At 58.8% G+C, this 18,916-nt stretch carries 18 protein-coding genes; 1 reads left to right on the top strand and 17 read right to left on the bottom strand.

What is annotated here, in order from left to right:
- Positions 1 to 95: 95 nt before the first annotated feature.
- On the bottom strand, positions 96 to 1,184 hold the full coding sequence (gene hemE, locus ACSQ36_RS19135; protein ID WP_031364245.1) for a uroporphyrinogen decarboxylase: 1,089 nt from the start codon (positions 1,182 to 1,184) through the stop codon (positions 96 to 98).
- Between the two features lie 1,135 nt (positions 1,185 to 2,319).
- On the opposite strand from hemE, the gene ACSQ36_RS19140 reads away from it, so the two are divergent.
- Positions 2,320 to 3,195 carry a transporter substrate-binding domain-containing protein gene (locus ACSQ36_RS19140; protein WP_436183018.1) on the top strand — a complete coding sequence of 292 codons (876 nt, stop codon included), beginning with the start codon at positions 2,320 to 2,322 and terminating at the stop codon, positions 3,193 to 3,195.
- Positions 3,196 to 3,244: 49 nt separating this feature from the next.
- Here the strand turns inward: ACSQ36_RS19140 and ACSQ36_RS19145 are convergent, their stop codons facing one another.
- The 16 genes from ACSQ36_RS19145 to ACSQ36_RS19220 form a co-directional block, all read right to left on the bottom strand.
- Positions 3,245 to 3,757 (bottom strand): type II toxin-antitoxin system YhaV family toxin, encoded by a 513-nt coding sequence (locus ACSQ36_RS19145; RefSeq protein WP_436183019.1) that lies wholly within the window; start codon positions 3,755 to 3,757, stop codon positions 3,245 to 3,247.
- Positions 3,754 to 4,098, bottom strand: a complete 345-nt coding sequence (locus tag ACSQ36_RS19150; protein WP_255631413.1) for a type II toxin-antitoxin system PrlF family antitoxin — start codon at positions 4,096 to 4,098, stop codon at positions 3,754 to 3,756. Before ACSQ36_RS19150 ends, ACSQ36_RS19145 begins: the two co-directional genes overlap by 4 nt.
- Positions 4,099 to 4,369: 271 nt before the next feature.
- Complete coding sequence (locus ACSQ36_RS19155; protein ID WP_436183020.1) at positions 4,370 to 5,317, bottom strand: alpha/beta hydrolase fold domain-containing protein; 948 nt, start codon at positions 5,315 to 5,317, stop codon at positions 4,370 to 4,372.
- 543 nt (positions 5,318 to 5,860) lie between these two features.
- On the bottom strand, positions 5,861 to 7,591 hold the full coding sequence (locus ACSQ36_RS19160) for an AMP-binding protein (protein ID WP_436183021.1): 1,731 nt from the start codon (positions 7,589 to 7,591) through the stop codon (positions 5,861 to 5,863).
- A 283-nt stretch (positions 7,592 to 7,874) separates the two neighbouring features.
- Entirely contained in the window at positions 7,875 to 8,300 is a 426-nt protein-coding gene (locus ACSQ36_RS19165; protein WP_031364241.1) for a F0F1 ATP synthase subunit epsilon, read from the bottom strand.
- Positions 8,301 to 8,375: 75 nt separating this feature from the next.
- Positions 8,376 to 9,770, bottom strand: coding sequence for a F0F1 ATP synthase subunit beta (gene atpD, locus ACSQ36_RS19170; protein ID WP_213765017.1), 1,395 nt, complete (start codon positions 9,768 to 9,770; stop codon positions 8,376 to 8,378).
- Positions 9,771 to 9,836: 66 nt separating this feature from the next.
- Entirely contained in the window at positions 9,837 to 10,739 is a 903-nt protein-coding gene (gene atpG, locus ACSQ36_RS19175) for a F0F1 ATP synthase subunit gamma (RefSeq protein WP_213765018.1), read from the bottom strand.
- 87 nt (positions 10,740 to 10,826) lie between these two features.
- Positions 10,827 to 12,368, bottom strand: a complete 1,542-nt coding sequence (atpA, locus tag ACSQ36_RS19180) for a F0F1 ATP synthase subunit alpha (protein WP_436183022.1) — start codon at positions 12,366 to 12,368, stop codon at positions 10,827 to 10,829.
- 49 nt (positions 12,369 to 12,417) lie between these two features.
- Positions 12,418 to 12,957, bottom strand: coding sequence for a F0F1 ATP synthase subunit delta (locus ACSQ36_RS19185; RefSeq protein ID WP_213765020.1), 540 nt, complete (start codon positions 12,955 to 12,957; stop codon positions 12,418 to 12,420).
- Between the two features lie 2 nt (positions 12,958 to 12,959).
- On the bottom strand, positions 12,960 to 13,430 hold the full coding sequence (locus tag ACSQ36_RS19190) for a F0F1 ATP synthase subunit B (protein WP_213765021.1): 471 nt from the start codon (positions 13,428 to 13,430) through the stop codon (positions 12,960 to 12,962).
- A 136-nt stretch (positions 13,431 to 13,566) separates the two neighbouring features.
- Positions 13,567 to 13,839: a F0F1 ATP synthase subunit C gene (gene atpE / locus ACSQ36_RS19195; protein ID WP_047895197.1), complete on the bottom strand. Its 273-nt coding sequence runs from the start codon at positions 13,837 to 13,839 to the stop codon at positions 13,567 to 13,569.
- 154 nt (positions 13,840 to 13,993) lie between these two features.
- On the bottom strand, positions 13,994 to 14,845 hold the full coding sequence (gene atpB / locus ACSQ36_RS19200; RefSeq protein WP_213765022.1) for a F0F1 ATP synthase subunit A: 852 nt from the start codon (positions 14,843 to 14,845) through the stop codon (positions 13,994 to 13,996).
- A 220-nt stretch (positions 14,846 to 15,065) separates the two neighbouring features.
- Complete coding sequence (locus tag ACSQ36_RS19205) at positions 15,066 to 15,662, bottom strand: ATP synthase subunit I (protein ID WP_213765023.1); 597 nt, start codon at positions 15,660 to 15,662, stop codon at positions 15,066 to 15,068.
- 314 nt (positions 15,663 to 15,976) lie between these two features.
- On the bottom strand, positions 15,977 to 17,116 hold the full coding sequence (locus tag ACSQ36_RS19210; RefSeq protein WP_436183023.1) for an SLC13 family permease: 1,140 nt from the start codon (positions 17,114 to 17,116) through the stop codon (positions 15,977 to 15,979).
- Positions 17,117 to 17,122: 6 nt separating this feature from the next.
- A complete protein-coding gene (locus ACSQ36_RS19215; RefSeq protein WP_213765025.1) occupies positions 17,123 to 18,052 on the bottom strand; it encodes a ParB/RepB/Spo0J family partition protein in 930 nt (309 codons plus the stop codon).
- A 37-nt stretch (positions 18,053 to 18,089) separates the two neighbouring features.
- Positions 18,090 to 18,860, bottom strand: a complete 771-nt coding sequence (locus tag ACSQ36_RS19220; protein ID WP_213765126.1) for a ParA family protein — start codon at positions 18,858 to 18,860, stop codon at positions 18,090 to 18,092.
- Positions 18,861 to 18,916: the final 56 nt, after the last annotated feature.

The raw sequence follows: 18,916 nt of genomic DNA on the forward strand, positions 1-18,916 counted from the left end.
AATCTACGGGCATTTGGCGGCACTTTTGTCTTGCCGCCCAAACGTTTGACGTAAGCTTTTCGTGACGCAGGGCAGCAATCTTTTTTGACCAAACGTCAGTTCTTTGCCCGGATGGCGCGACTGTGGCGATGTACTTCGTCAACGAGTTCCGCCACGTTCTCCGGACGCGTGAATTGCGAGATACCGTGGCCGAGATTGAAGACATGGCCGGGGAAATTACCGAAGCTGTCGAGCACGGCGCGCGCTTCGGTGCGAATCACGGCCGGCGATGCGAATAGCACCGCTGGATCGATGTTGCCCTGGAGCGCGACCCGATCGCCCACCTTTTCACGCGCCTGGCGCAGGTTTACGGTCCAGTCGAGACCCACCGCGTCCACGCCGATTGCGGCGATTTGTTCCAGCCACAAACCGCCGCCCTTCGTGAACGTGATAACCGGCACCTTGACGCCGTCGTGTTCGCGCTTCAATCCTGCGACCACTTTCGCGATGTAGTCGAGCGAGAAGCGTTGATACGCGCCGTCGGCGAGTGCACCGCCCCAGGTATCGAAGATCATCACGGCTTGCGCGCCCGCTTCGATCTGCGCGTTCAGATAAGCGACGACCGCCTGCGCGTTGATATCGAGAATGCGATGCATCAGGTCTGGCCGCGTGTAAGCCATGGCCTTGACCGTGTGGTGATCGGGCGATCCGCCGCCTTCGACCATGTAGCAGGCGAGTGTCCAGGGGCTGCCTGAAAAACCGATCAGCGGCACTTTCTGGCGGCCCTGGGCGTCGGTGAGTGCGCGGCGGATTTGCGATACCGCGTCGGTCACGTAGCGCAGCGTCGCGTCGATATCCGGCACGTGCAGTTTGGCCACGTCCTCTTCGGTGCGGACTGTGCGCTCGAATCGGGGGCCTTCGCCCTGGACGAAATTCAGGCCGAGGCCCATTGCATCGGGGATGGTCAGGATGTCCGAGAACAGGATGGCGGCGTCGAGCGGGAAGCGTTCCAGCGGCTGAAGCGTGACTTCCGTTGCGTAATCGGGATTGGTTGCGAGGCCCAGGAAGCTACCGGCGCGAGAACGCGTGGCGTTGTACTCGGGCAGATAGCGGCCCGCCTGACGCATCAGCCAGATCGGCGTGTAGTCGGTGGGTTGGCGCTGCAGCGCGCGCAGGAAAGTGTCGTTCAGGAGTGTGGAAGGCACGTGGCTTGGAGCGTAGGGCAAAGGGACATTCTACCGGACGGGGGTCGTCGCTCGCACTCGGGCCGGGGTGGTCGTTCGCACGCGATTTAGGGTTGGTGGGCGGGGTTGGTGCGGGGTGCCTGGTTCCGGGGTTAGCGGTCGGGGTCAGTGCTGGGTTGGTGCTTTCGGCGTTAGTGGTCTGCGAGAGTCGGATTTTCTCTTTATCACTATTAGCCACTGTGCGTGGCGGCACGTCATTTCTTTGTCCAAAGCGACAAAGAAACGAAGCAAAGAAAACGCTTTAACCGCTCTACCCTAAGTGTCCACAGCGTGCAGTTTCTATTCATAGGTGCCCCAAAAGCACGGTGCTCGCCAGAGCCACGGATGTGTGAACCCCTCCTTCTCCGAACACCGATACCCACACGCTTCGCCACCAGTGATTGAACCTGCCCAAGGAGCACCCCGCGCTATCCGCGGACACCAACCACCAACTATGTGCGCACCTCGAACCACCTCGCTAACCCACGGAGAAACCAGGTCACGAAAATGCGTGCGGCCGTAACCGACGAAAATAGCTGTACAGAACGCGCCGCCAATTCACAAAAACTGAAGCAGTAACCACAAACACGCATCAAGCTGTGGCCTACGAATACGGTCGCACAGACCCAGTAGCTAACCTGTCAAAAAACCGCAGCCGTAAATACCTGTGAGGCCGTGCGGGTTCATTGGCAATGGTGCTTGCCCGAGAGCGTACGGGGCGAAGCGTGTTCGTGTCAGGATTCGCGAGAAGGAGGGTTTCACACATCCGTGGCTCTGGCGAGCACCGTGCTTTTGGGGCACCTATGAATGAAAACTGCACGCTGTGGACACTTAGGGTAGCGTGTTTGAAAGCGTTTTCTTTGCTTCGTTTCTTTGTCGCTTTGGACAAAGAAATGACGTGCCGCCACGCACAGTGGCTAATAGTGATAAAGAGAAAATCCGAGTCAGGCAGACCGCTAACACTGAAAGCACCAACCCGGCATCAACCCCGACCGCTGACCCATGAACCAGGCAAACCGGCACTGACCCCAACCCCAACCCCAGAACCACCCCAAACCCCGGACCGAGTGCCAACGACGCCCTATCGGCGACTGAAATAATCTTTCCAGGAGTATCGATGAAAGTTCTTGCCCTTGGATGCGCGTCACTTCGCAGTGTCTTTCGCACAGGTGTTTGCGCCCTGCTGCTCGACTTCACCATCGGCGCGCAGGCGCAAACCGTGCAAGGCGGCAGCATCACCGTCGCCCCCGTCGCGACATCACCGGCCAGCACTCAGGCAACTCCGCCCACCCCATCGAGACTCGACGAAATCCTCGCCCGCGGCACACTGCGCATCTGCACGACCGGCGATTACAAGCCGTACTCGTTCCTGAGGCCCGACGGCCAGTTCGAAGGCATCGACATTGATGCCGCACAAAACCTCGCCCAGTCGATGAACGTCAAAGCCGAGTTCATCAAGACATCATGGTCGAACTTGATGAACGATTTCGTCGCAAGGTGCGACATCGCAGTCGGCGGGGTTTCAACCTCGCTCGAACGCCAGAAACGCGCGTTCTTCACGCAACCCTATATGGTCGACGGCAAGACGCCCATCGTCCGCTGCGCCGACGTCGATAAATACCAGACCGTCGCGCAAATCGATCAACCCGGCGTACGCACCATCGTCAATCCGGGCGGCACAAACGAGAAGTTCGCGAAGCAGTTCTTCACGCACTCGCAACTGATCGAGTACCCCGACAACGTGACCATCTTCAAACAAATCCTCGACGACCAAGCCGACGTGATGGTCACCGACGCCTCCGAAACCTTGCTCCAGCAAAAGCTGAATCCAGGCCTGTGCTCGGTCCATCCGGACAAGCCGTTCCAGTTCGGAGAAAAAGCGTACCTGCTGCCACGGGGCGATGTGGTGTTCCAGCAGTACGTCGATCAATGGCTGCACCTGTCACGCTCGACAGGCGAGTTTCAGGCAATGCTCGATAAATGGCTGAAATGAGGACTGCAGGCGGCCGGTCGCGGCCTAGCCTGGGGGCGACTCTTTCCCATCATTTGTTCAGATTGCCGACGGCTTGGAGCGTTTCAGCCCATCGGCCCGACGCGGCGGTCGCCTCGGCGAGTAGTTGGTCCCAGTCATCAGGCGGTTGACCCTTACCCAGCATTTTTGAGAAGACCTTGTAGGCGTCGCTTCCCGAGCCGTAGGCGCGCTTGCTTTCCTCATCATTTACCCAGCCGAGGAGGATGATCTTCGAAGCCTTGTGGTAACGGAAGAACAGACGGTACTGCTGGAAAAACTTCGCGCGAAACCAATGCTTACGATCATCGCCGAGCGTGGTGCCCTGTCGATATTCAGCCTTCTCCGGATCCTGTGGGATCGCGTCCAGCATCAGATGCGCGATTACGGCGAGCCGCTTGGCAGCATTCTTCTTGTGGAAATTGTCGGGATCCTTTTGACTGAGCGCGAAGACTTCCGAGTAGAGCGGTTCAAGCTGATCGATGAAAAGCGGGTGGCCGAAAATCGTCCACCCGTTGACGACAAGAGGAACTGGTCGTGCGGTCATTCATCGTCCGGTGAAAGCGGCGCATCAATATCGAAGACAACGTCCTTCGTCAGCGCCCGAAGGCTCTGGACAAACTCGGGTGCGAATGACTTCAGGCGCTCCGGATGGCGTTCGATATCGTGCGCCAGAAAGTCCAGAAACGGACCAAAGGCAGGATCTTCTTCGTCGGCTGCGACCCGGGTCATGGTGACCTCGCCAGTCGGCTTGACGCGATAGTGGATCTTGTCTCGCTTGCCGAGCTTGAGCGCACGCCGGATCGTCTCCGGCACCGTGGTTTGATATCGGTCGGTCAGCGATGATTCAGCTTCCATCGCGAAATCGTTCTCGATTGCGTATGACATGTCGGACCCCATTCCGTAACAACGGCACACATGGTAATGCAAACGAATTGCCACGTCAATGCAAATGCATTACCTTCAATCTGAGGGTCCGAATCATGAGCCGCCATGGCTTAATCGATGGTGCCATCGTGGGCGCGGGCGAAAGATTCGGCGCGCTGCCGTGCGGTCGCGACCGCCCTTTTTGCACAACCGCTCACGCCCACGTCAGCTTCAGCAGGTTGATAACTCTACGTAAGCATCACGTAAGTTAATGTCGCTCGGCATCGAAAAGTCAACGCTCTGCATGTAACAATTCACCGAAGCGTTCCGACGTTTTTTTCATCCAGAGCGCCGCCGCTTTCGAATGCGCCTGGATCCGGCCGAAGCCATGCGTCATGTCGTGCGCGTCGATTACCTCGCTACGCCCGCCATTCGCCTCCAGAAAACGTGCGAATTCGTGTGCGTCGTCGTAGAGCGGATCGTAGGCTGCAGCCACGATCAACGCCCGAGCCGGCGTCCGATCGTAGGATTGCGCGAGCGGGAAAGCACGCACGTCGTCATCGGCCGGCGGTTCAGCCGTCAGGAATTGGGCCCAGTAAAAGCGCATTTCTTCCGTGGTCAAACCCGGCCCTTCGGCGTTGGCTGTAAAGCTGCCGCCCTCGAAACGGCAGCGCGCCACCGGATAGATCAACAACTGCGCGGTGACCAGACCGGCTACACGATCGTTCGCAGCACGCGCAGCGACGGCCGCGAGATGGCCGCCCGCGCTGTCGCCGGCCACGCCCAGCCGGTTGGTCGCGAAGCCCAGACGCGACCGATGCTCGGCAAGCCACAGCAGAGAGTCGACCGTATCGTCAACGGGCGCGGGGAACGGATGCTCCGGCGCCATCCGGTAATCCACGCTCACGACCGCGCAATGCGAGTCCAGGGCGAATCGCGCGATCATCAGGTCGTGCGTGTCCAGATCCCCGACCACCCAGCCGCCGCCATGAAAATAGACCACCAGCGGCAATGGCCTTCTGGCCCCCGCCGGCCGATAAATCCGCGCCCGCAGCGTACGCCCGTCAAGCGGCAAGACCGTATCCTCAACGTCCAACCCCGCCGGACGGGGCGCGGCGAACTCGCGCGCCACATTCTGAAACTGTCGGCGTATGGCGATCGGATCGGCATCGGCCGGCAGTTCGGGGAACGCCGTGGCCACCCTGGCATAGTAGGCGAGAAGGTCTGCGTCGATGGTCATGCGCTTGTCTCCAGTACAGTTCGCCGCCCGGTCGGGTCGACGTTTTTTAATTGTCCTTAAAATCTACATATCGTGCTCGGCAGCGCGAGCATTTCTAAGAGGCGCCGAAATATTGGCTCGTAAATCACAATAATCGACAAAATATGGACGAAATAATCGCCGAACCCCGTGCGTCAAGGGTTACAACCTGAAACACTTTGTTACGGTGATGCCCGGATTATTCGCCCACAATCTCTTCAACGGTCTCAACACGGATGTGACCGAGTGCAGCGTTGGTGAACTACAACGTTTTGAGTTGCATTCGGCGGTCGGCCTGGTGCCGAATCCCAGTTTCAGGGACATGTTTGTTGGGGTCGTTGGTCGATGAATTATCGGCCGGTCCCACCCTTGGTCTCCTCGCGCTAACCCCGTAGCGTGTGGTTTTTAGCGGGCTCCAGGCCCGCTTTTTTTTCGTCTATACAAACGTTTGCGTAAGAACTTAAATGGTCGCCGTGATTACTCCGGCGGCCATTTTCGGTTGTAGATCTCAGTAATTACCCATAGTTAAGCCGTTTTAGCCTCCGATAGCTTCAGTTCGTCGATCATCTTCGCTCGCATGATGAACTTCTGGACCTTACCGGTGACTGTCATCGGCAGCTCGTCGACAAAGCGGATATGCCGCGGAATCTTGTAGTGCGCGATCTGCCCTTGGCAGAACTCGCGAATATCTTCTGCCGTCGCGTGCTCGCCTTGGCGGAGAACAATCCACGCGCATACTTCCTCGCCGTATTTACTATCGGGAACACCGAATACCTGCGCCGATTGAATCTTCGGGTGCCGGAACAGGAATTCCTCGATCTCGCGCGGATAAATGTTCTCGCCGCCGCGAATCAGCATGTCCTTTAAACGTCCGACGATATTGCAATATCCCTCGGCATCGAGCGTCGCCAGATCGCCGGTATGCATCCAGCCATCGATAATCGCTTCGCGCGTTTTTTCTTCGTCGCCCCAATATCCTTTCATTACCGAATATCCGCGCGTGCAGAGTTCGCCGGTCTCGCCAACCGGGACGATTTCGCCGAGCGGATCAACCAGCTTCACCTCCAGATGCGGCTGGATTTGACCCACGGTTGTGGTGCGTTTATCGAGGGGATCGGTGGTCGAACTCTGAAACGACACCGGGCTCGTCTCGGTCATCCCGTATGCGATCGTGATTTCACGCAGATTCATCTTCGCGACCAAGCGCTTCATGGTCTCGATCGGGCAGGGCGAACCCGCCATGATCCCGGTACGCAAGCGGCTGAGGTCGTACGTATCGAAGTTCGGGAGATCGAGTTCCGCGATGAACATCGTCGGCACACCGTGCAATGCGGTGCAGCGCTCTTCATCGACAGCGGCGAGTGTGGCGGCGGGATCGAAAGCTTCGCCGGGGAACACCATCGCCGCACCCACCGATACGCACGCAAGCACCGCCAACACCATGCCGAAGCAGTGATACAGCGGCACGGGAATGCACAGCGAATCCTGTTCGGTGAACAACATCGAGCGCGCGATGTAACGGCCGTTGTTCACCACGTTGTGATGCGTAAGCGTGGCGCCCTTCGGATTGCCGGTGGTGCCGCTCGTGAACTGGATGTTGATGGGATCGTGGGCCGTCAGTGCCGATTCCAGCGCGTCGAGCTGTGCCGTGTTGAGCCGATCCCGGCCGCGCGACATGACATCGGGAAAACGCAGCATGCCGGGCGTCGCGCTCTCGCCCATTCGGATCACGGCTTTTAAATCGGGGAAACGGGTTGCGTTTAGTGCGCCAGGTTCTGCGGTCGCGAGTTCCGGCGCGAGCGTTTGCAGCATCTCCAGATACTTCGACGTCTTGAACTGTTCCGCTGCGATCAACGCCTTGCAGCCGACCTTGTTCAATGCGTACTCAAGCTCCGCCAATCGATACGCCGGGTTGATGTTCACCAGGATCGCGCCGATCCGCGCCGTGGCGAATTGCGTGAGCAACCATTCGGAGCGGTTCGGCGACCAGATGCCTACACGATCTCCCGTTCCCACGCCGAGCTTGAGCAAACCCGACGCGAGGACATCGACTTCATCGGCGAATTCACGCCAGGTCCAACGGATGTTCTGCTCGCGGAAAATCACGGCAGGACGGTCGGGGTATTTCTCGGCCGTACCGCGCAGGAAGCGGGAAACGGTGGCGTCGCTCAGTGGGATGTCCGTCGAGCCGCGAACGTACGACAGGCCGTCGCGTGGTTCGATCTGCGGCCCGGCGTTCGTCGGTTGGATAGGCATATCGAAGGTCTCCTCCGTGGGATGGCGCTAAAGGCGAAGAGGATTCGCCATGAAAGCGATTCGGGAGGCTAATTGTGCATCGCGAGGGAAAGCCAGGGCATTGAGTGTTACCCGCAAGTTACCCGCAAAAACGTCCGGATCAACGCATGTTGGTTGTGCAGATTTGCGCGGAAGCGTGCGGCCTTGAGCGTATGTGTTAGCCCGTGCATCGCCGTTTCTTCGAAGGCCAATAAAAAAAGCAGCCCGAAGGCTGCTTTTTTATCTCGCCAAACTCGCGAAAAACTCAGTGATTACCGCGCAATTTCCGCAGCCGCTGAATCGCCGCGATCTGAGCCGTCGCGTACGCCAACTCCGCTTGCGCGGTTGCGTACTCGAGGTTCGAACCCGTGTTCTGCAACGCTTCTTCAGCGCGCTTCTTCGCTTCCAGCGCCTTCGCTTCATCGAGATCCTGGCCACGGATCGCGGTATCGGCCAGAACCGTCACCACGCCCGGCTGAATCTCGAGAATCCCGCCAGCGACAAACACGAACTCTTCGTCACCGTTCTCCGCTTCGATACGCACCGCACCCGGACGAATCCGCGTGATGAGCGGCGTGTGGCCCGGCAGAATGCCGAGTTCACCCGCTTCGCCCGGCAGTGCGACGAACTTCGCCCGGCCCGAGAAGATCTGCTCTTCCGCGCTGACGACGTCTACTTGAATAGTTGCCATATCGACTCCCAGTTGAGTGTATTACGAGGCGCTCGCTTTGGATAAAGCCAGCGCCCGTTGCGTTACACCCGACCCTTACTGGATCTTCTTAGCCTTTTCGAAGGCTTCGTCGATCGTGCCGACCATGTAGAACGCCTGCTCCGGCAGATGATCACATTCACCTTCCACGATCATCTTGAAGCCGCGGATGGTTTCCTTCAGCGGCACGTACTTGCCCGGCGAGCCCGTGAAGACTTCCGCGACGTGGAACGGCTGCGACAGGAAACGCTGAATCTTACGAGCGCGCGCAACCGCGAGCTTGTCTTCCGGCGCGAGTTCGTCCATGCCCAGAATCGCGATAATGTCGCGCAATTCCTTGTAGCGCTGCAGCGTTTGCTGCACGCCACGCGTGATGTTGTAGTGCTCTTCGCCAATCACGTTCGGGTCGATCTGACGCGAGGTCGAATCGAGCGGATCCACAGCCGGATAAATACCCAGCGAAGCAATATCACGCGACAACACGACGGTTGCATCCAAGTGACCAAACGTGGTCGCCGGCGACGGGTCGGTCAAGTCATCGGCGGGAACGTACACGGCTTGCACCGAGGTGATCGAGCCGGTTTTCGTCGACGTGATCCGTTCTTGCAGACGGCCCATTTCTTCAGCCAGCGTAGGCTGATAACCCACTGCCGACGGCATACGTCCCAGCAAAGCTGACACTTCCGTACCAGCCAGCGTGAAACGGTAGATGTTGTCCACGAAGAACAGCACGTCCAGACCTTCGTCGCGGAAATGCTCGGCCATTGTCAGGCCGGTCAGCGCCACGCGCAGACGGTTGCCCGGCGGCTCGTTCATCTGGCCGTACACCAGCGCGACCTTGTCCAGAACGTTCGAATCCTTCATTTCATGATAGAAGTCGTTCCCTTCGCGGGTACGCTCGCCAACACCGGCGAACACGGAATAACCACCGTGCTCCTTAGCGATGTTGTTGATCAGTTCCATCATGTTCACGGTCTTGCCCACACCGGCGCCACCGAACAAACCAACCTTACCGCCCTTCGCAAACGGGCAGATCAAGTCAATAACCTTGATGCCGGTTTCCAGCAGTTCAGTAGACGGCGACAGATCTTCGAACTTCGGCGCCTTCTGGTGAATCCCGCGCGTAACGTCCGAGTTGATCGGGCCGGCTTCGTCGATAGGACGACCCAGCACGTCCATGATCCGGCCGAGCGTCGGCTTGCCGACCGGCACGCTGATCGGCTTGCCGGTGTTCTTCACGACCGTACCGCGGCGCAATCCATCCGATGCACCCAGGCAAATGGTACGAACCACGCCGTCGCCCAGCTGTTGCTGGACTTCAAGCGTCAGTTCCGAGCCTTCCAAAACGAGCGCGTCGTAAATTCTCGGCATGTCGGAACGCGGGAATTCCACGTCGATAACCGCGCCGATGCACTGTACGATCTTGCCTTCTACCAAAGCAGTAGTACTCATCGCATTTCCTTTAGATACTTGATTCTTCACTCGCGCGACAGGCGCAGTTCGATTCGACGCTCACGATCAACCGACCGCTGCAGCGCCACCGACGATTTCTGACAATTCCTTCGTAATCGATGCTTGCCGGCTCTTGTTGTACACGAGCTGCAATTCACCAATCACGGTCTTCGCGTTATCGGACGCGGCCTTCATGGCGACCATGCGAGCCGATTGCTCCGATGCCATGTTTTCCGCCACCGCCTGATACACGAGCGCTTCGACATAACGCACGAGCAGTTCGTCGACGACCGTCTGCGCATCCGGCTCGTAGATGTAATCCCACGATGTCTTCGGCGTGACCAGTTCGCTGTTTTTATCCAGGCCGTCCTTGCGCGCGAAATCGCTTGCCGACAGCGGCAGCAACTGTTCGATCACGGCTTCTTGCTTCATCGTGTTGACGAAGCGCGTGAAAGCCAGATAAACCGCGCTGATCTTGCCTTCCGAATACAGGTCGAGCTGAACCTTGATCGCGCCGATCAGCTTTTCCAGATGCGGCGTGTCGCCCAGATGCGTGACTTGCGACACGGTCTTGGCCCTCAACCGATTCAGGAAGCCCAGACCCTTGCTGCCGATCGCCGATGCTTCGATCGTCTGCCCCTTCTGCTCCAGCTCCTTGAACTTCAGGAGCGCCGCGCGAAGGATGTTCGTGTTCATGCCGCCGCACAGACCTTTATCGGTCGTGACGAGGATCATACCGGCCGCTTTCGCGCCCTTGTTCTCAACCATGAACGGATGGCGATACTCAGGCGTGGCAGCGCTCATGTGAGCCGCGACGTCGCGGATCTTGTCGGCATACGGGCGAGCAGCGCGCATGCGCTCCTGCGCGCGGCGCATTTTCGACGCAGCCACCATTTCCATCGCCTTGGTGATCTTGCGCGTGTTTTGCACGCTCTTGATCTTGCCGCGGATTTCCTTCATTCCAGCCATTGCTTACTCCTTGATCGAAGTGGCGCGGGATGCTTCATTTGTTCTGAAAGCGGCCCGCGCCGCTTCAAAGTTCGACCAATACGAGGATCAGTAAGCGCCCGACTTCTTGAAGTCCTTCAGCGCGGCATGCAGTGCGCCTTCGTCGTCCTTCGACAAGTCTTTGTTCTGTTCGATGCGATTGATCAAGTCCGTGTGCTTCGTCTTCAAGTAGTCGCGAAGACCCTTTTCAAACGGCAGCACCTGAGCAACTTCGAGATCGTCGAGGTAACCGTTGTTCGCGGCAAACAGCGCGATCGCCAGTTCCCAAACTTGCAGCGGCTGATATTGCGGCTGCTTCAGCAATTCCGTCACGCGACGGCCGCGTTCCAGTTGCTTACGCGTAGCTTCATCCAGGTCCGATGCGAACTGCGAGAACGCAGCCAACTCACGATACTGCGCCAAGTCGGTACGAATACCGCCGGACAGCTTCTTGATGACCTTGGTCTGCGCTGCACCGCCGACTCGAGACACGGACACGCCTGCGTTAATAGCAGGACGAATACCGGCGTTGAACAAGTCGGTTTCCAGGAAGATCTGGCCGTCGGTAATCGAGATCACGTTCGTCGGAACGAATGCGGTCACGTCGCCGGCTTGCGTCTCAATGACCGGCAGCGCCGTCAGCGAACCGCTCTTGCCCTTCACTTCGCCCTTCGTGAACTTCTCAACGTAGTCTTCCGACACGCGAGCAGCACGCTCCAGCAAACGCGAGTGCAGATAGAACACGTCGCCCGGATACGCTTCACGACCCGGCGGACGGCGCAACAACAGCGAAATCTGACGATACGCCCACGCTTGCTTGGTCAAATCGTCATACACGATCAGCGCGTCTTGACCGCGATCGCGGAAGTACTCGCCCATTGTGCAGCCGGCGTACGGTGCGAGGTATTGCATCGCAGCCGATTCCGAAGCCGAAGCCGCGACCACGATGGTGTATTCCATCGCGCCGCTTTCTTCCAGCTTGCGCACCACGTTCATGATCGACGAAGCTTTCTGGCCGATCGCAACGTAGATACAGAAGAGGTTCTTGCCCTTCTGGTTGATGATCGCGTCAATGGCCACAGCCGTCTTGCCGCACTGGCGGTCGCCAATGATCAGCTCGCGCTGGCCACGGCCAACCGGCACCATTGCGTCGATGGACTTCAGACCCGTTTGAACCGGCTCCGACACGCCCTTGCGCCAGATCACGCCCGGTGCAATCTTTTCGACGGCGTCGGTCATCTTTGCGTTGACCGGACCCTTGCCGTCGATAGGCACGCCCAGAGCGTCGACCACACGGCCGAGCAGTTCCGGACCTACCGGCACTTCGAGAATACGGCCCGTCGTCTTGACGATGTCGCCTTCCGAAATGTGTTCGTATTCGCCCAAAATCACGGCGCCAACCGAATCGCGCTCGAGGTTCAGCGCGAGGCCGAAGGTATTGCCCGGGAATTCGAGCATTTCGCCCTGCATCACGTCCGACAAACCGTGAATACGCACGATACCGTCGGTCACGGAAATCACAGTGCCTTGGTTGCGAACATCGGCGCTCGCTTCCAGACCCTGGATCCGGCTCTTGATCAGCTCGCTGATCTCAGAGGGATTGAGTTGCATTAGTCACTCCTGATAGTCAATTCTTTACGTGCGCCGGCGCAAAAGCGCGTCAGGCGGACAGAGCCGTCTGCATGCTGGCGAGGCGCGCGCGGACCGAGGTATCGAGTACTTCGTCGCCTACCGTCACGCGGACACCGCCAATCAGCGACTTATCGACTTCAACGGCAGGTTTCAGCTTGCAGTGGAACTTGCGTTCGAGATTCGCGACAAGGTCGGTCAACTGTGCGCCTTCCAGCGGAAATGCGCTGACAATCAGCGCATCGGCCGCACCTTCGCGGGAATTCTTCAGCTCGTCGAACTGCACGGCAATTTCCGGCATCAGCGTCAACCGGTGGTTGTCCACCAGCATCCGCACTAAGTTCTTTGCCTCCGGCTGTTGCGCGAGCGGCGATTTCACCGCCGACAACAACAGCTCGCTGACCTGATCGCGGCTCACTTTCGGGCTCGTCGCGATGGACAGCACTTCAGGCAGACGCGCAACCTGAGCCAGCTCCTCGACGAAGTCAGACCAGGCGGCGAGCTCACCCGCTTCGGCCACGCGGAATATGGCTTCTGCGTACGGTCGGGCGATGGTTGCAAGTTCGGCCATGATCAGAGCTCGGTTTTGAGTTGATTCAGCATATCGGCGTGAACCGATTGATCGACTTCGCGCTTCAGGATCTGCTCGGCGCCCTTCACGGCCAGCGCCGCGACTTCGCCGCGCAATGCTTCGCGCGCTTTGACGACTTGCTGTTCTGCGTCGGCCTTCGCTTGCGCAATGATGCGCGCGGCTTCAGCCTGGGCGTTAGCCTTGATTTCGTCGGCGACGGCGACTGCGCGCTTTTCAGCATCCGCAATACGCTGTTGGCCGTCGGTACGGGCTTGCGCGAGTTCCTGGTCGACGCGCTTATGTGCGGCTTCGAGTTCGGCCTTGCCCTTTTCGGCGGCTGACAAGCCGTCGGCGATCTTCTTCGAGCGCTCATCCAGGGCGTTGATCAACGGCGGCCACACGAACTTCATCGTGAACCACGCGAGGATCAGAAACACGACCATTTGCGCAAACAGGGTTGCGTTGAGATTCACGGTGTTTCCTTAAACGTTGCTAATCCGGAGAGTGAAACGGCAAGGCGCTTGATCGAGGGTTGCATCGATTAAGCGCCGTTGCACGTTCCGTCCTGCGCTTAGTGCCTAAAGCCTAAGCGCACACTTCCGAGGAACCTCAGCCTGCGGCGAGCTTCGACAGCAGCGGGTTCGCGAACGCAAACAGCATTGCCACACCAACGCCAATCAGGAACGCCGCGTCGATCAGACCAGCCAAGAGGAACATCTTGGTTTGCAGCGGGTTCATCAGTTCCGGCTGGCGAGCACACGCTTCAATGTACTTGCCGCCCATCAAACCGATACCGATACAGGCGCCGATTGCACCCAGGCCGATGATGATGCCGATACCGATGGCGGTCAGACCCTGGATGTTGGCGATGAAAGCGTTCATGACTACTCCTATGTGAAAAAGACTTTGGAACTAGATTTATAAAATTGAAACTCGATGCGATTCTGCTGATTTTTGGTTCGCCGCTGCGTTGTTCCGCAGCGTTTTACCGAACTACCGTGAGCCTTCCCTGCTGCCTGATTGCGTTACTGAGTGCTTAGTGCGTGTCATGCGCCTGGCCGAGATACACCAGCGTCAGCATCATGAAAATGAACGCCTGCAGCAGCACGATCAGAATGTGGAAGATCGCCCAAACCGTCCCTGCAACTACGTGGCCCAAAAAGCCGAGCACAGAGGCGTCCGCGCCGAAATGCCACATGCTGCCGAGCAGCGCGATCAGCAGGAACAACAGTTCGCCTGCGTACATGTTGCCGAACAGCCGCATGCCGAGGGAAACCGTCTTGGCGACGAACTCGATGATGTTGAGTGCAAGGTTCGGGATCCACAGCAGCGGATGCGCGCCGAACGGAGCGGACAGCAGTTCGTGCACGAAGCCGCCAGCGCCCTTGATCTTGAAGTTGTAGTAAATCATCAGCACGAACACGCCGATAGCAATGCCCAGCGTGCCGTTCAGATCAGCCGTCGGGACGATGCGCATATGCGGGAACGTCTCCGACAGACCCAGCCAGCCGATCACGCGCGTGGGCAGGTCAACCGGGATGAAGTCGAGCGAATTCATGAGCGCGACCCACACGAACACCGTGAGGGCGAGCGGGGCGATGAAACGGCGGCTGCCGTGGACCATCGACTTCGACTGGTCTTCCACCATCTCGACCAGCATCTCGATTGCGCACTGAAAGCGGCCCGGCACGCCGGACGTCGCCTTGCGAGCCGCCAGACCAAGAATCGCGATGGTGACGATGCCGCAAAGAATCGACCAGAAAAGCGTGTCGAGATTCCAGACGTGGATGTCGAAAATCGACGTCTGCTGCGACGTGGAAAGATTCTGCAAATGGTGCGCGATGTACTCCGACGGATCCATCGCGTGCGTTCCTTCGCTAGCTGCCATAACTTTAAAGCCACCCAAATTGTCGAAAATCTTCCGCCGCCTGCGTGATCCTCGAGCCGCCACATGGTTGGCGGTTCGCAGGGCGCAGGCCCGCGTGCAGGACACGAAATCCGCACGTATTATTTTGCTCTGATACCGTTGGCACTTCACTTACCTGGCGCGTCAAGTCTGCGAGGTACGTTATGTCGCGCACCTTCGCGCACCCTCTATGTCGCGCGCCTTATTTCCAGGCCATCGCGATCCAGTACGTCTTCAACGCGATGAGGTACGTCACCAGCAACGGCACCCACAGCACGCCTTTGAAACCGTACGCGATCGCCACGAACATGGCGATAGTCGCGCCCATCTTGATTGCTTCGCCGATCACCCAGCTTGCGACGGTTTCAGCGCCGCTCTTCGCTTTCAGACGCGCGGCGAACAATCCGCTAGGCACCCAGCAAATCGCTCCCCCGAGGAACGCGGACAGCGCAGCGGCACCCGGTGGACTGTAGAACAGCCACCATGCCAACGTCGCACACAGGGACAAAACCATTTGCGCCGCCACGACCTTGAACGGCGTGACACGCGATGGACGACTCACTCCGGGACCAAACAGCGTCTCCGCCTCTGTCCGCGTAAGCGGAACAGTCTTGTTATCTTGTGCTTCGGCGTCCCACGAATCGTCGAATGGATGATCCGATGCGTGGCGCGACTGACCAGAAGAAGTGGTGGTGGACGTTGAACTGGACATCTTGTGTCCGGTCAAATCAGCGGCAGGGCGTGAATCGCGCCCATCTTGCCCGCCTTCCGGCGCTCGATCCTGCTCTCGCACCGCCATCACACATCTCACTAAAGTCAGTTACAGCCTACGCATTTACCGCTCGTTCATGGCTGGATTCAACCACATACTTACGTTGCGCTTTCGGAGTCGCCAAGCTGATAAATCCGGGGGATTGTAAGCGATTGTTGTCACAGATTCAATAGCTTAGGGCCATCAAAAAACAAGCGGACGAGCCTTAAAAACACGTCTCTGAAAGGAGATTTCGCTTGTACCGACAAAGAGTTTGATTAACGCCGGATGCGCACCGGTTTCACGTCGTTTTTCAGCAGGACGCGGATTCGCATTGCCAGCGCCGCATCATTTTTATCTGATTAAACGAGCCATGCTCCGACGGCCGCCGCGACGATCCAGAATGGAATGGAGATGAGGTGAAACGGACCCCACATGCCGCGTTCTCCTGACAAGCGAACGGCAATCAGATTGGCAAGCGAACCAATCGCAATGCCAAATCCACCTACGCTTACACCGAATGCCAACGCTCGCCAGTCTTTCGAAAACTCCGCGAGCATGATCGCGGCCGGCACGTTGCTGATTCCCTGGGACAACACGGCACCCGCCGCGTACGCCTTGAGTGGCGAATCGAGGCCCAGGCTTGCTATTGCGTGATGCACCCACGGCAATGCGGCCACGCTGCGCAGCACGATGAACATCAGCACGAAGATCAGCAGCAGCAACCAGTCGATCTTCAGCACGACGTGACGTCGCCACAAGAGGAAGCCCACCGCGACAGCGGTCAGGCCGATGCCGGCGTAATGAGCATCGGCGAGAACGACGAACGCGATGAACGCAATGCCCGCTACCGTGCAGAGAGGGATATCGACGGAATGCGCTTCAGTATCGCCGGAAAGATCGAGCGGCTTGTTGTGGAACATCACCGCGGCCAACGCGTAGAGCATCACCATGAGCACCGCGCACAACGGCAGCAACGCCCACACGAACCCGCCGAAGGACACGCCGCTCGTCTGCCAGAGGAACAGGTTCTGAGGGTTGCCGAGCGGTGTCAGGATCGACCCGGCATTGACGGCGATCGCGATGAAGATCACCAGCCGCTTGATGGGAAGCGGCGCGAGTTTATGCAGCGATAAAGTCAAAGGCACGACGGCAAACAACGCGACGTCGTTGGTGAGCAAAGTCGAGAGCACTGCAGCGAGGCTGATCAGCAGAAACGCGAGCCCGCGTTCACCATGAATTCGATGTACAACGCGGTGGGCCATCCACATCAGGAAACCCGACAATTCCACCGCCTTGGTCAACATCAGCAAGCCGGCAAGCGTCAGCACGGTCTGCCAGTCGATCAACGCGGGTAACGACGCCCACGGCTTGGGATGCAGCACCTGCAACGCGATGAGCGCGACCAACAGGATCGCCAGCACGGGCTCTTTGGTGACAAGCGCCCAGGCTTTCGCCCAAGGATTGGTTCGTAAGCGTTTGGAGCCCGCTGGCGACTGCATCGCGGCTTATGCCTGCGCTGCGGATGCGTTGTCCGTGGTTGTCGGTTTGCCATTGACGGCGCCGGTGCGCAGACGTCCCAAAATGCCTTCGAGCGCATCGAGATCGCCGAAATCAATCTGCAGCTTGCCGCGCCCTCGCCCGCCCATCTTGATTTTCACGTTCGCCGACAACAGGTCGGACAATTCCTCTTCGAGCCGGCGCGTGTCACGGCCACCATCGTTCGCGACGCGCGCTTTCGTAGCGGGCGCTTCTTTGGTCGTCGATGAAACCAGCTTCTCGGTCTCGCGCACCGACATGCGCTTGTTGACCACCTGGTTGGCCAACTGGATCTGCGTGGCGGCGTCCACGGCAAGTAGCGCGCGGGCGTGACCCATGTCGAGATCGCCTGCGAGCAGCATGGTTTGAACCGGCGTAGCCAGGTTCAGCAGGCGCAGCAAATTCGATACGGCACTACGCGAACGCCCGACCGATTCGGCCGCTTGCTCGTGCGTGAAATCGAATTCATCGAGCAAACGCTGGATGCCCTGCGCCTCTTCCAGCGGATTCAAATCCTCGCGCTGAATGTTTTCGATCAGCGCCATGGCCGCTGCGGCCTGATCCGGCACGTTCTTCACAAGCACCGGCACTTCTTCAAGGCCAGCCAATTTCGCCGCACGGAAGCGCCGCTCGCCGGCAATGATTTCGTACCGGTCGTTGCCGATCGAACGCACGAGGATCGGCTGCATCACGCCCTGCGCGCGAATGCTGGCCGCGAGTTCCTGCAGCGCGCCTTCGTCCATTCGCGTACGCGGCTGATACTTGCCGGCTTGCATCGAGTCGAGGCGTAGAACGTTCGGCAGGCCTTCGCTGCGCACGGCTTCGGTGATATCCGAGCTTCCGCCCAGCAGGGCCTCCAGACCGCGCCCAAGGCCCTTCTTCTTCATCGTTGCGTTCATCTTGCTTCCTCGTTCTGCCATCTTGACGCTGTGTCCGTTAAAGCGCGCGTACGCGCTCGATCATTTCCGTACCGAACTGGATATACGCCTGCGCGCCACGCGATGCCCGGTCAAACACGACACCCGGCAAACCGTAACTGGGCGCTTCGGCCAGACGGACGTTGCGGGGAATGACGACGTCGAAGAGCTTGTCACCGAAATGCTGTTTCAGTTGATCCGATACCTGTTGCTGCAACGTAATGCGCGGATCGAACATCACGCGCAACAATCCGATCACCTTCAGGTCACGGTTGAGATTCGCGTGGACCTGCTTGATCGTGTTGACGAGGTCGGACAGACCTTCCAGCGCGAAATACTCGCACTGCATCGGGATGACCACGCCGTGGGCGGCGCACAAACCGTTCAGCGTGAGCAAGGACAAAGCAGGCGGGCAATCGATGAGGATGAAATCGTAATCGGCTTGGACTTCCGTCAAAGCCTTGCGCAGCACGCGTTCGCGGTTTTCCACGCCGACCAGTTCCACCTCGGCGCCCGCCAGTTCGCGGTTAGCCGGCAAGACGTCGTAGCCGACCGCGTCCGTACGAGTACGCGCTTCAAGCACCGTCACCCCGTTGACCAGTACGTCGTACACGGTGTTCTCGACGGCGGCTTTGTCGACGCCACTGCCCATGGTGGCGTTGCCCTGCGGATCCAGGTCGACTAGCAAGACCCTCTGATCGAGCGCCGCCAGACTCGCCGCGAGGTTGACTGCTGTCGTCGTCTTTCCGACGCCGCCCTTCTGGTTCGCGACGCAGAAGATTTTTGCCATCGTGATGTGTCCCTTCTTTCCTGACTGGATTTCAGGCGCGCGTGAGATGTCGACTG

The organism is Caballeronia sp. LjRoot34 (assembly GCF_964253815.1).
Classification (GTDB): Bacteria; Pseudomonadota; Gammaproteobacteria; order Burkholderiales; family Burkholderiaceae; genus Caballeronia.

Excerpts from the sequence above, each read along its gene's own strand:
- ACSQ36_RS19140 (WP_436183018.1), top strand. The coding sequence starts at position 2,320 with ATGAAAGTTCTTGCCCTTGGATGCGCGTCACTTCGCAGTGTCTTTCGC.
- ACSQ36_RS19145 (WP_436183019.1), bottom strand. The coding sequence starts at position 3,757 with ATGACCGCACGACCAGTTCCTCTTGTCGTCAACGGGTGGACGATTTTC.
- ACSQ36_RS19150 (WP_255631413.1), bottom strand. The coding sequence starts at position 4,098 with ATGTCATACGCAATCGAGAACGATTTCGCGATGGAAGCTGAATCATCG.
- ACSQ36_RS19155 (WP_436183020.1), bottom strand. The coding sequence starts at position 5,317 with ATGACCATCGACGCAGACCTTCTCGCCTACTATGCCAGGGTGGCCACG.
- ACSQ36_RS19160 (WP_436183021.1), bottom strand. The coding sequence starts at position 7,591 with ATGCCTATCCAACCGACGAACGCCGGGCCGCAGATCGAACCACGCGAC.
- ACSQ36_RS19165 (WP_031364241.1), bottom strand. The coding sequence starts at position 8,300 with ATGGCAACTATTCAAGTAGACGTCGTCAGCGCGGAAGAGCAGATCTTC.
- atpD (WP_213765017.1), bottom strand. The coding sequence starts at position 9,770 with ATGAGTACTACTGCTTTGGTAGAAGGCAAGATCGTACAGTGCATCGGC.
- atpG (WP_213765018.1), bottom strand. The coding sequence starts at position 10,739 with ATGGCTGGAATGAAGGAAATCCGCGGCAAGATCAAGAGCGTGCAAAAC.
- atpA (WP_436183022.1), bottom strand. The coding sequence starts at position 12,368 with ATGCAACTCAATCCCTCTGAGATCAGCGAGCTGATCAAGAGCCGGATC.
- ACSQ36_RS19185 (WP_213765020.1), bottom strand. The coding sequence starts at position 12,957 with ATGGCCGAACTTGCAACCATCGCCCGACCGTACGCAGAAGCCATATTC.
- atpE (WP_047895197.1), bottom strand. The coding sequence starts at position 13,839 with ATGAACGCTTTCATCGCCAACATCCAGGGTCTGACCGCCATCGGTATC.
- atpB (WP_213765022.1), bottom strand. The coding sequence starts at position 14,845 with ATGGCAGCTAGCGAAGGAACGCACGCGATGGATCCGTCGGAGTACATC.
- ACSQ36_RS19205 (WP_213765023.1), bottom strand. The coding sequence starts at position 15,662 with ATGGCGGTGCGAGAGCAGGATCGAGCGCCGGAAGGCGGGCAAGATGGG.
- ACSQ36_RS19210 (WP_436183023.1), bottom strand. The coding sequence starts at position 17,116 with ATGCAGTCGCCAGCGGGCTCCAAACGCTTACGAACCAATCCTTGGGCG.
- ACSQ36_RS19215 (WP_213765025.1), bottom strand. The coding sequence starts at position 18,052 with ATGAACGCAACGATGAAGAAGAAGGGCCTTGGGCGCGGTCTGGAGGCC.
- ACSQ36_RS19220 (WP_213765126.1), bottom strand. The coding sequence starts at position 18,860 with ATGGCAAAAATCTTCTGCGTCGCGAACCAGAAGGGCGGCGTCGGAAAG.